We start from the raw sequence: 11,577 nt of genomic DNA, 5'->3' as shown, positions 1-11,577 counted from the left end.
TTTTGGCGGTTCGATGCCAGCTGTAAAACGCCCTGCAATAATTCTCGTTGATTTTGTTCGTGCTTATCTTGATCCTAGTTCTCCTCTCTATGCAGGAGTGGAAAAGGCCGTTCAAAGTGCAGCACGTATATTAGAAACAGCCAGAAAAATTAATATACCGGTTATTTTCACAAATGTTGAATATCATGACGGAGGAAAAGACGGTGGTGTTTTTTATAAAAAAGTAAAGGCTTTAAAACTGTTTGACGAAGGCAGTCCTATGGGGGCGTTTCTGCCTGAATTAAAACCGGAAATAAGTGATAAAGTTTTCACCAAACAATATGCGAGCGCTTTTTTCAATACGGGGCTATCTGAATATTTATCTGATTTAAATGTTGATGGGTTAATTATAACGGGCCTCTCAACATCGGGCTGTGTTCGTGCAACGACCGTTGATTGTTGCCAATATGGATTTGTGCCACTTGTGGTTCGTGATGCCGTAGGTGATAGAGACCCTAGACCACATGAAGCTAATCTTTTCGATCTACAGGCAAAGTATGCCGAAGTGGTTATTGAGGCTCATATAATTTCTTTTCTAAATGATCTAAAATAAAGTTTTTCCTTTGTAATTAATAGCAACTATGCAAAATATAGTCCTAAAAACATATTGCGTTAGGGATAAGGCGTGGGTATAGATTGTAATAATTGTCAGGCTAGAAACAGCAAACTTTGCTCTGTTTTCGATGGGGATAGTATTGCTGAGTTATTCGAAATTGCTATTCCTGTTAAGGTTGAAAAGGGTAGCTATCTTTTGCATGAAGAAGATAGCACAAAGTATGTTTATAATCTTTCCTCAGGTGTTTCCGCTGTAGAGCGCTTAGCAAGCGATGGAAGAAGACAGATCATGGCGTTTATTTATCCTGGAGATTTTATTGGTGTTTCAACAGGACCAGCATATAGCATTAGCGACCGTGCACTTACGGATGTGACCGCTTGTAAGTGGCATATTCGTGACATTGAAGCTCTTTATGTAAAATATCCAGAACTTGAACAACGTGTTCATGAAATCGCAACCAGAGTTTTGGCCGCAACCATGGATCAAATTTTCGTTTTAGGTCGCAAGAATGCAATAGAAAAAATTGCATATTTCTTACTTTATATCGATAAGCGTCAGGTCAAATTTGATGGTCATACGGACGAATTTACACTTCCAATGACGCGCGCTGATATTGCAGATTATTTAGGGATCACTGTTGAAACAGTTAGTCGCGCTTTTTCATTACTAAAGAAAAAAGGATTTATTGAGTTATCACAAAATTGGGTCGTGCGACTTTTGGATAAAGATACTTTGGCTGAAATTGCGGATCATTTCGGACCAAACTCTTAAGCTCTTAATTTTTAGTGACAAAAGTCATTTCTGCTACCAAATTCATTGTTATAGTTATAAGATAAAATACTTATAATTTTAGGAACGGACATGGAACTCAGCGATAAAACAGCAAGAGAAATATATCAAGAAGTCAAATCAAACCCCGCGCGCGCAAAGTTTGGTTTTGGTAATAAAGCGGCTCTTGTTAATGTTGATCCGCAAAAAGCCTATACATCAGTTGGTGAATTTAAAACCGCTTATGAAACTGATCCTCGTCAAATGGAATATATTAATGATCTTTCGAAAAAATTCCGCGCTCTAGGGTGGCCTGTGATCTGGACACATGTTGCCTATATGGATGATGCTTCTGATGCAGGGGTTTGGGGAACAAGGACGGATACGCCAGATAGTCTTCAGAATATTAAATTCGGATCACGTAGAAGTGAATTTGATGATCGTTTAGAAATTGATCGTACTAAGGATGCTGTTTATTTAAAAAAAATGCCTTCTGCTTTTTTTGAGACGCCTCTGCAAAGTCTACTCGTCTGGCATCAGGTGGATACATTGGTGATAACGGGCGGCTCGACATCAGGCTGCATACGCGCTACAGCTGTCGAAAGTTTATCACGTGGCTATAAGACAATTGTCCCTGAAGAATGTGTCGCTGATAAACATGAAAGCTATCACTTTGCAAATTTGACTGACCTTTTACTTAAATATGCAGATGTCGTTGATGTGAAGGAAGTTTTTGAATACCTAGGTGAACAATAATGAAAAAAGATCCGGGATTTTATGATTACTGGCCATATGAAAACAGGCCGAAAATCACGTGGCCCAATGGGGCAAAGGTTGCTTTTTGGGTTGCAGCTAATATTGAATTTTACGAGTTAGACCCGCCAGACAATCCATTTCGAAAGCCGTGGCCGGCACCGAACCCTTCAATCGCGGGCTATTCAATCCGTGATTATGGCAATCGAGTGGGGCATGTACGTCAGATGAAATTGCTTGATAAATATGGAATTCGTGGGTCCATATCACTTTCAACGGCACTCTGCGAACACCATCCAGAAATTATAGAATTATGCAAAGAACGTGATTGGGAGTTCTTTAGTCATGGTATTTATAATACCCGATATACATATGGTATGGATGAAAGCCAAGAACGTGAAATGATCCGTGATGCTATGGAAACCATTTATAAGCATACAGAACAAAAATGCGCTGGATATTTAGCACCAGCTTTATCTCATTCTGAACTCACGCTTGATCTATTTGCAGAAGTTGGAACGGAACTTTTTGGTGATGACGGGGGTATATATACATGTGATCTTTTTCATGACGATCAGCCAACGCCAATTAATCTTAGAAGCGGTAAAAAGTTTGTTTCTATTCCTTATTCACTAGAAATGAATGATACCATTGCCTATGTGGTTAATAAAATTGAACCGCGACGCTACGGACAAATAATAAAGGATAATTTTGATAGATTATACAAGGAAGGCGCAGAAAACGGCACCGTCATGTGTATCCCTACCCATAATTATCAAGTAAGTTGCCCGCACCGACTTAAAGCGTTTGAAGAGGCGCTGGAATATATCACAGGTCATAGTGATGTTTGGGTAACAACAGGTCGAGAAATTGCTGAATATTATATTGAAAATAATTATGACGCGGCTCTTGCCGATATAACGACAAAGAAGGAGGTGTCATAATGCCACTTGATAAATCCTATCTTGAATATTCCAAGCGCCATTATGGCATGGATCATGATCGTTACGATTGGTCAATGCTGAGTGATCGGAAGCCTGTGAATTGGCCTAAGGGTAAAAAACTGGCTCTTTGGATTAATGTCAGTTTGCAATTTTTCCCATTAAATCAACAAGGCGTGCCAGTAAAACCGATAGGAGGCATGACGATGCCTTATCCGGACCTCCGTCATTATTCACTTCGTGATTACGGAAATCGTGTTGGCATTTACCGTATGCTCAAAGCTTTTGATAAATATGAAGTTGCTGCGACTTATGCGGTGAATGGTGAACTTGCTGAACGCGCACCTTATCTAATGAATGCGATTAAAGAAAGAAATGCAGAAATTATCGCACATGGTTGGAATATGGATTCAATGCATCATAATGGTTTAAGCCTTAATGAAGAAAATGAGCTAGTGTGCAGAACACTTGATGCACTTAGGCCCTTTGCTTCAAAGGATATTAAAGGCTGGCTTAGCCCTAGTAGATTTGAAGGAAACCAAACGCCCGAAGTTCTTAAAAAGAGCGAAAGCATTGAATATTTCTGTGACTGGGTAAATGATGATATGCCCTATGAATTTAAAACGGGAAATGGCCCGTTAACGGCAATGCCACTATCCAATGAACTTGAAGATCGGTATATCCTTCTTAATAATTTGCATTCGGAACAATCTTATGGCGAACAAATAAAAGATGCCGCAGATTTATTGATTTCTGAAGCAAAAGAACAAGGTGGTAGAATACTAGGATTATCGCTTCACCCTTGGGTGATAGGACAGCCACACCGTATAAAAGTACTTGAAGATATTTTAGAGTATCTGATGAGTAAGGAAGAAGTGTGGTCTGCCAGTGCAAGTGAAATACTAGAATACTGGCAGAGCCAACAATAATTTAAAGTGTTTGATTTAGTTCAAAAAAGTGACCGTCAGGATCAAAGACGCCAACCGATCGAACGCGCATAATACCACCTTTTGCAGCTGGGTATTCTGCTTCTGATAATGGGGCACGAATTTTACACCCTAAAGCTTTTGCCTTTTCATATGCGTCTTCTGCGCTTTCCACGCCGGCCACAAAGACGGGGTTCCCGTAACCAACTTCATATGTAATTTCGGGTGCTTCCCAAACAGGATCAATCCATTCTAATAGACCGATCATCCCTATAACAGGATCTTCGCATTTCCACATGGTTAAATGTGTTACATCGCCTTTTTTCCCGGCTGGAAGCAAATCGCCTCCTAATGTGATTTGATTATCGTAATATTTAGTCATACCAAGAACGCCTTTATAAAATTCAATGGATTTTTCCATGTTGCGAACGATAAGAGTGGTACGTTTTATTATTGCAGTCATTAATTCTATCCTTAACTAGATTGTTATTTCTTTTTTGATTTGATTTAAATAAATGCGGTTGATCATCGGAAGGAAACAGAGACCTAAAATACCGAATATAGCTGGCACTATTGCCATTGAATATTGTAAGTTTCCGAAAGTATCAGTAAGAAACCCAACAGATGTTGGTCCGATCAATAAGCCACACATACTAATGATCATGTAATATATTGCGATTGATTGGGCGCGAATTTTTCCTGGGATAATTTTTAACATTGAAGGTACGCCAGCGGCTGTTACCGTAGCAATGCCGATAAGGCCAAAGAATGAAACAAATAACGCCATCCACGGGTCAGGCATAAGTGGAAATAGCACATTTGGCGGGATCATAATTATAAAACCAATTTTAAATACTTTCCAAGCGGCATCTTCTACGCCCTGTTTATGAAGCTTATCCACGAACCATCCTGCGATCATTACACTTGGAGGTGCGAATACAAGTAAACCGATTGAGTTTCTAAAGGCATAATCACTTGCTTCCCAACCCCAGGTCCTGATGAATAAAGACGTAGAGAAAAATTGAGCATAAGCAATAGTTGTCATCACGCCGACGAGTAAAGATATGCCTAAGAAGCTACCAAGATTATTCTTATAATAATTAACGGTTTTTAAAAAGCTGATGGCAGTTTCATCTTTTGCACGCTGGATTTGTCTTTTTGGCTCTTTTACTAACAACATAAAAAAGCTCAGAATAACGCCAGGTGCGCCCACAACTACAAATACGATTTGCCATGGTTTTAATTCTGAAATTAGGAACATTCCAGATGTATCGGTTGAATTAGCCCATGTAAGAATTTGACCACCAAGATAGAATGCTGTGGCTGATGCAATTGAGAGTGCACTGGAATAAAGTGCAATGGCACGTCCTCGTTTTTCTTCGGGGAACAAATCTGATATTAATGAAATAGCACAAGGTGATAACGTAGCTTCACCGGCACCAACGCCGATACGTGCGGCGAAAAGGCCAACAAAACTTTTAGCATATCCGGAAAAGCATGTTGCCGCAGACCAGACAAACATACCGACAGCAACCAAGGTTTTTCGCTTCATATTATCCGCCAGCCAACCGAGTGGAATACCCATTGTTGCGTAAAATATTGAAAAAGCCACACCCATTAGCAATCCGATTTGAGTGTCGGTTAAAGCAAAGTCTGCTTTAATGGGTTCAACTAACAGATTTACAATTATGCGGTCTAGGAAAGATAAAATATATCCTAATGTTAATAGTACGACGACATACCAAGAATAGCCACTCGCTGGATAGTCATTCTCTACACTGCCTGTTCCTTCAATTTTATCAGTCATAGTTCTTCCCTTTTTTATAATTTAATCCGGCACACTCGTTATGCAGTATATGACGACGAGATTATCATCGAAATCGAGAAACCCCAATTCTCTTCCTATGCGACCGTCTTTAGTCTTTAATTGATGTTCGTCAAACATAGTCAAGCCGATATCTTTAAGCTTTTCAACCGCGATGTCAAAATGTTCACATCTGACTATTATAGCAGCTCTTCGTAATCCAGAGTTAGATTCTAATTTAGTATCTTTTAGTTCTAGTAATGCAAAACAGCGTAATTCGTCATCGGTGCTGAGTGCACAAAAATTAAGCGGGATTGAAGGTTTTATATTGAAGATTTCATATGCATATGAACCTTCGCCATAGTCTTTATAAAAATCTATCTTGAAACCTAATATGTCGCGATATAATTTTAATGAGCGTTCTATATCTGAAACCAAATAGGTGGCCGGCTGGAAGTTGGTTTTATATGTCGGTTTGACTGATGCCATAGAGCTTCTTTCTAACCGATTACGACGAACTTAAAATGCAATAAATGACGACAAGATTGCCATCAAAATCAACAATACCTAATTCTCTGCCAATTCGACCGTCGTTTGTTTCAAGTCGATCTTCCTTATAAGTTTTTAAACCTAATTCTTGAGCGCCAGCGACGACATCATCAAAATGTTCAACGCGAAGTACAATAGCGGCTCTTCTCGGACTAGGAACGGGACTTAATGAACCCTCACGAAGTTCAGTGAGGGCCATACAATTTGGTTCATCATCTGTACCCAATACACAGAAACCCATATCGGTTCCTTTTTTGATGTCAAAAACATCATAAGAATAGCTATCTTCAGGTGCATCTTTGTTAAATATCACTTTAAACCCGAGAACATCTCTGTAAAATTTGAGGGCGCGTTCAAGATCTGTAATTACATAATTAGCACGTTGAAAATTAATTTTTTTAGTCATTACATTATTTCTTTTTCTTTATTTTGATTAATATCATCTTCGCTCATGCCCAGGATTTCTTTATAAACATAATCATTATGTTCCCCTAACTCTGGCCCCGTCCATCGAACGGTAGAGGGAGTTTTGGAAAATTTTGGAAAAACATTTTGCATTTGCAAATTTTTAAACTGTGGGTGTGCCATTTTTAGAATGGCTTCACGTGCTTTAAAATGTGGATCATCAAGCATATCTGGTGCACGGTAAATCTTTCCTTGAGGAATGCCATGTTCATCCAGTTTCACTTGTAATTCATCGGCCGTTAGTGTTGATGTCCAATCAGAAATTATATCATCTAGCTCTGTTTGATTGTCGCCGCGCGCCACGTGCGTTTTATAACGCGGGTCTTCGGCAAGGTCCGGTCTTTCCATTGCTTCAGCGAGGCGTGCGAAAACGGTATTTTGATTTGCAGCAACCAGCACCATACTGTCATCTTTTGTTGGGTAAATATTAGAAGGGGCAATTTTCGGTAAAATTGAACCCGAACGCTCACGAATATAACCGCCTTCGGTATATTCGGTTACCAAACTTTCCATCATTGAAAGACAGGCTTCATATATTGCGCTATCAATAACTTGGCCTTCACCAGTCATGTTTTTATGATGAAGGGCGGCAAGGGCACCAAGACAAGCGAAGGTCGCTGCTAAGTGATCGCCAATTGAAATACCCATTCGGCTTGGTGGTGTAGAAGGGTCACCTACCACATAACGCATGCCTCCCATCGCTTCACCAATGGCGCCGTAGCCGGCTTTTTTCGAATAGGGTCCGTCCTGACCATATCCGGATACGCGGATCATGATTAATCCAGGATTTATTTTTTTAAGTTCATCATACCCCAAACCCCATCGTTCCATTGTACCAGGGCGGAAGTTTTCAAGTAACATATCAGCATTTGCGACCAAGTCGCGAATAACTTGTTGGCCCTCTTCAGTTCTTAAATTTAGAGTAATAGATTTCTTGTTTCTCGCAATAATGGGCCACCAAAGTGATTTACCATGTGATTTTTCACGGCCCCAAACCCGCATAGGATCTCCAACGCCTGGTTGCTCTACTTTAATTACTTCCGCGCCATAGTCTGCAAGAAGTTGGCCGCAAAAGGGGCCTGCTAATAGTTGTCCTAATTCAATAACTCTAATCCCTTTTAAAGGGCCACTCAATTTCTGATCATTTTTGTCAGTCATTTTTTACAATTCCGATCGTTAAAAGTAATAATGATATAATGATATAATATCTTGCCATTTTAGTCCATCCTTGTATAGAATAATTTCAATAATATTCTAAACGCAAATATGAGGCTTTATGATCAATAGTATTGAGATCGTCGAAGTGTCCGCAAGGGACGGATTACAAAGCGAAAAAGAGATAGTTTCAACGGCTGATAAGCTATCGCTAATTAAACGCGCCATAGACGCTGGTTTAAAACGAATCGAGGTAACAAGTTTCGTGAATCCAAAAAGGGTGCCGCAAATGGCGGATGCGGAAGATTTGGTGCAAATGTTACCTGAGCATGACGATGTGCGATATACGGGTTTGGTTCTTAATTATCGGGGGTTTGAACGAGCACGTGATTTAAAAATGGATGAAATCGGTTGCGCTGTCGTTGCAACGGAAACTTTCAATAAGCGTAATCAGGGCGTTGAAATTGCCGAAACCATTAAACAATGGAGCCAAATGGCAGATGATGCTCACCATGAAAATATGAAAGCGCAAATTATTATTGGCGCCGCATTCGGATGTCCATTCGAAGGAGAAGTTTCAACCAAACAGGTCGTTGATATTGCAAAAGAAGTAGCAAAGGCAGGCCCGTCGGAAATTGGGTTGGCGGATACCATCGGTGTTGCTGTTCCCAATCAAATTAAGGAAGTGATCAGCGCCGTTAAAAACGAAGTGCCAGACATTAAATTGCGTTGCCATCTTCATAACAGTCGCAACACGGGTTTTGCCAATGCGATCGCGGCGATTGATGCTGGAGTTGAAGTGCTTGATGCTAGTATTGGCGGTGTTGGGGGGTGCCCATTTGCACCAAATGCAACAGGAAATATTGCGACGGATGATCTGGTTTATATGTTGGATAGAAGCAACATAAAGACTGGTGTGGACTTAAGTAAACTAATTGAAACTTCATTGTGGTTGGAAAAAGTGCTGAAAAAACCTGTGCTCTCTCAAGTGGCTAAATCTGGTATATTTCCTCCGATTGAAGGACATTAGGAAAGCATGAAGGTAATGGATTATTGTGTAAGTATTCGTGCAGAAAAAATCCGTATCTAATTAATGTTAATTCTGATCATAATTTAAAATACGAACTTCGAGGGTAAAATATGAATGAAAATTCAAAGGTTAGATCAACAGGTGGTTGGGTATTATTTGTCATTCCAATGCTTTTTGGCCTTTATTTCTTTCTACTTTCTACTGATTCTGTGGAGAAGGACGAAACCGCGCCGACAAAACTTATTGCAGGGGCATTTGCAGCTCCTGGCACGCCATGGGATGCGGACTGGCAGATTTTTAATAAAAATTTGATGGCCGCAAATGATAAGGGCGGTAATTTTGATGTAAAGCTGCTAATTCGTGGTGAAGTTGGCGGCGAGCCTATATCCATGACAAATGTTAGACATAATCGACTTCAGTTTGGCGGGTTCACTATTGGCGGAAGTTCAGCGGTTATTCCTGAAATGTCGGTATTACTCTCACCATATGTTTTTGATAGCTTTGAAGAAGTTGACTATGTCATGGATAATTACATGCTAGATGTTTTTCAGCCGCTGTTTGCTGAAAAAGGTTTGGTTCTTATCCGTTGGGTTGAAGTTGGATGGGCCCATATGTATGGAAAAGATCCTTTTATTTTGCCTTCTGATGCCGATGGATACCGCCTAAGAACTCAGGCGTCTGAAGCCGCACAAGTGATGATGCAATCTCTTGGTGGTGATATTCATCAGATGGAAGTGGCAGATGTTATACCTTCTCTTCAAACGGGCCTTATTCAAGGCGGTGAAACAAATGTCGTTATTTATTCTTTTACGGGACTTGCGACTGAAGCGGAGCATCTCGTTCTAACTCAGCACTCATATGATTCAGGTGTATTAGTCGCAAATAAAGAATGGTTCGATGGTTTAACGGCAATTGAGCAAGAACAAGTTCGAAATGCATTTCCAGCTTCGATGGACTCCCGAAATAGTGTTCGTAATATGTCAGAAGGGTTGCTTGCTAATTTAAGAAAAAATGAAGCAGTGACAGTTTATGATTTAGACGAAGAACAGAAAAATGCTTGGAAAGAAGCGACTAAAGATAACCATAAGCAGATTATTTCAGATATAGGTGGGCAGTCACAAGCAATTTATGACGCAATGATTAAAGGGCGTGATGAATATCGTCGGTTTCTGGCAAATGGAGGGAGTGACTGAATGGAAAATGCAAAAAACTTCCTTGATAAAGTTTATAAGTTTGAAAGAGCTGTCGCAATTTTTGCTTTTTCAGTGATGACCTTAATAATTATTGCTGATGTGATTATTCGTAAAATTGCTGGAGTTGGCATTGCGGGTGCTATGAGAATAGCCGTTTATGCGATGATAGTAACGGCACTTATTAGCTTTGGTCTTGCATCGCATAAAGGGCGACACTTAAGACCAAAGTTTGCGGATCAATTGCTGCCAAAATCTTGGGAGTTTCAAATTATTTCCATTCAAGAAAGCCTTCATGCTTTGTTTAGTTTGGTATTTGCAATTGTTTCAATAGGGGTTGTTTATGAAACATACCTTCTTGAAGAAACTTCAAGGATGCTCAGAATTGCGATTTGGCCAATGCAGTCAGTCATTCCTTTTGCCTTTATCGTTGGATTTGTTCGCCATTCATTATATGCGCTCTATCCTAAAATAAGACCTGGTGATAACAGTGATATGACAAATCCGGAAGGTCTTTCCAAATGATGACCTTTTTATTTATTGCTCTTATTGTTATTGCTCTTATTTTACGTCAACGAATTGTTGTGATCTTAGGGTTTGTTGCGGGCTGGTGTTATATCGTTTGGGGAGATGGTGAGCTTAGCTATGTCGTTATGGATATATGGGCGGCAGCTGATCAAGAAGTTCTCTTATCCATACCACTCTTTATTCTTGCTGGTAATATCATGTCACAAGGAAGTATTGCAGAGCGACTTATTACGATGATGAGAGTTGCAACAGCACCTGTTCCTGGTGGGCTTGCTATTGCGACTATTTTATCTTGTGCGTTCTTTGCCGCTATTTCAGGCTCATCTACCGTTACATTAATTGCCGTTGGGTCTATAATGTATCCGGCTTTGATAAAGGCAGGTTATTCGAAAAAATTTGCACTTGGTTCACTTTGTGCAGCGGGGACACTAGGTATAATCGTGCCACCAAGTATCCCTCTTATTCTTTATGGCGTCATGACGCAGACATCTATTGCCGATTTGTTTAAAGCGGGGATCGGCCCAGCAATTATGCTCACAGCAATATTTGGAACGTATGCTTTGATTTACAACTTAAAAGTAGAACGAGGCGAATTTCAATTATCTGAAATGTTAACGGTAACAAAAAAGGGCATATTTGCTTTATTTATGCCGGTTTTGATTTTAGGCGGTATTTATTCAGGTCTCTTTACGGCGACTGAATCAGCAGCTGTTGCTGTATTTTATGCAGTAATCATTGAAGTTTTTGTTCACAAGGAAATGAATTTTAACGACTTACAAAAAGTGATTATTGAGACGTCAACAATGCTTGGCTCATTGATACCGCTACTAATGATGGCGCTTTCTATCAACACGTTTCTTGCATACGAACATG

General features: G+C 40.0%; 14 protein-coding genes. 9 read left to right on the top strand and 5 right to left on the bottom strand.

What is annotated here, in order from left to right; translation table 11 throughout:
• The 5 genes from ACTF6W_RS07215 to ACTF6W_RS07195 form a co-directional block, all read left to right on the top strand.
• On the top strand, window positions 1–592 hold a 592-nt coding region (locus tag ACTF6W_RS07215; RefSeq protein ID WP_438993867.1), incomplete at its 5' end, for an isochorismatase family protein.
• Window positions 593–664: 72 nt separating this feature from the next.
• Window positions 665–1,366, top strand: coding sequence for a Crp/Fnr family transcriptional regulator (locus tag ACTF6W_RS07210; RefSeq protein WP_438993866.1), 702 nt, complete (start codon window positions 665–667; stop codon window positions 1,364–1,366).
• A 90-nt stretch (window positions 1,367–1,456) separates the two neighbouring features.
• Window positions 1,457–2,119, top strand: a complete 663-nt coding sequence (locus ACTF6W_RS07205; RefSeq protein WP_438993865.1) for an isochorismatase family protein — start codon at window positions 1,457–1,459, stop codon at window positions 2,117–2,119.
• Window positions 2,119–3,060, top strand: a complete 942-nt coding sequence (locus tag ACTF6W_RS07200) for a polysaccharide deacetylase family protein (RefSeq protein ID WP_438993864.1) — start codon at window positions 2,119–2,121, stop codon at window positions 3,058–3,060. Before ACTF6W_RS07205 ends, ACTF6W_RS07200 begins: the two co-directional genes overlap by 1 nt.
• On the top strand, window positions 3,060–3,986 hold the full coding sequence (locus ACTF6W_RS07195) for a polysaccharide deacetylase family protein (protein ID WP_438993863.1): 927 nt from the start codon (window positions 3,060–3,062) through the stop codon (window positions 3,984–3,986). Before ACTF6W_RS07200 ends, ACTF6W_RS07195 begins: the two co-directional genes overlap by 1 nt.
• Before the next feature lies 1 nt (window position 3,987).
• On the opposite strand, the gene ACTF6W_RS07190 is transcribed toward ACTF6W_RS07195, so the two are convergent.
• Genes ACTF6W_RS07190 through ACTF6W_RS07170 form a run of 5 tightly spaced genes read right to left on the bottom strand, consistent with a single transcriptional unit; the run spans window position 3,988 to window position 7,959 of the window.
• Complete coding sequence (locus ACTF6W_RS07190) at window positions 3,988–4,446, bottom strand: VOC family protein (RefSeq protein ID WP_438993862.1); 459 nt, start codon at window positions 4,444–4,446, stop codon at window positions 3,988–3,990.
• 15 nt (window positions 4,447–4,461) lie between these two features.
• Window positions 4,462–5,790, bottom strand: a complete 1,329-nt coding sequence (locus tag ACTF6W_RS07185; RefSeq protein WP_438993861.1) for an MFS transporter — start codon at window positions 5,788–5,790, stop codon at window positions 4,462–4,464.
• A 21-nt stretch (window positions 5,791–5,811) separates the two neighbouring features.
• Entirely contained in the window at window positions 5,812–6,276 is a 465-nt protein-coding gene (locus ACTF6W_RS07180) for a VOC family protein (RefSeq protein WP_438993860.1), read from the bottom strand.
• Between the two features lie 19 nt (window positions 6,277–6,295).
• A complete protein-coding gene (locus ACTF6W_RS07175; protein ID WP_438993859.1) occupies window positions 6,296–6,742 on the bottom strand; it encodes a VOC family protein in 447 nt (148 codons plus the stop codon).
• Complete coding sequence (locus ACTF6W_RS07170; protein ID WP_438993858.1) at window positions 6,742–7,959, bottom strand: CaiB/BaiF CoA transferase family protein; 1,218 nt, start codon at window positions 7,957–7,959, stop codon at window positions 6,742–6,744. Before ACTF6W_RS07170 ends, ACTF6W_RS07175 begins: the two co-directional genes overlap by 1 nt.
• 118 nt (window positions 7,960–8,077) lie before the next feature.
• Between ACTF6W_RS07170 and ACTF6W_RS07165 the strand changes: the two genes are divergently transcribed.
• From ACTF6W_RS07165 to ACTF6W_RS07150, 4 genes are all read left to right on the top strand, one after another.
• Window positions 8,078–8,986, top strand: coding sequence for a hydroxymethylglutaryl-CoA lyase (locus ACTF6W_RS07165; RefSeq protein ID WP_438993857.1), 909 nt, complete (start codon window positions 8,078–8,080; stop codon window positions 8,984–8,986).
• A 110-nt stretch (window positions 8,987–9,096) separates the two neighbouring features.
• Window positions 9,097–10,179 (top strand): TRAP transporter substrate-binding protein, encoded by a 1,083-nt coding sequence (locus tag ACTF6W_RS07160; protein ID WP_438993856.1) that lies wholly within the window; start codon window positions 9,097–9,099, stop codon window positions 10,177–10,179.
• Window positions 10,180–10,701: a TRAP transporter small permease gene (locus tag ACTF6W_RS07155; RefSeq protein ID WP_438993855.1), complete on the top strand. Its 522-nt coding sequence runs from the start codon at window positions 10,180–10,182 to the stop codon at window positions 10,699–10,701. It begins immediately after the preceding gene.
• On the top strand, window positions 10,698–11,577 hold an 880-nt coding region (locus ACTF6W_RS07150), incomplete at its 3' end, for a TRAP transporter large permease (protein ID WP_438993854.1). The genes ACTF6W_RS07155 and ACTF6W_RS07150, both read left to right, overlap by 4 nt.

This window comes from Pseudemcibacter sp. (genome assembly GCF_965661635.1).
In the GTDB taxonomy this organism is placed as follows: Bacteria; Pseudomonadota; Alphaproteobacteria; order Sphingomonadales; family Emcibacteraceae; genus Pseudemcibacter.
The sequence above is the reverse complement of the archived record's forward strand: the minus strand, read 5'-3'. Positions and strand labels throughout refer to the sequence as shown.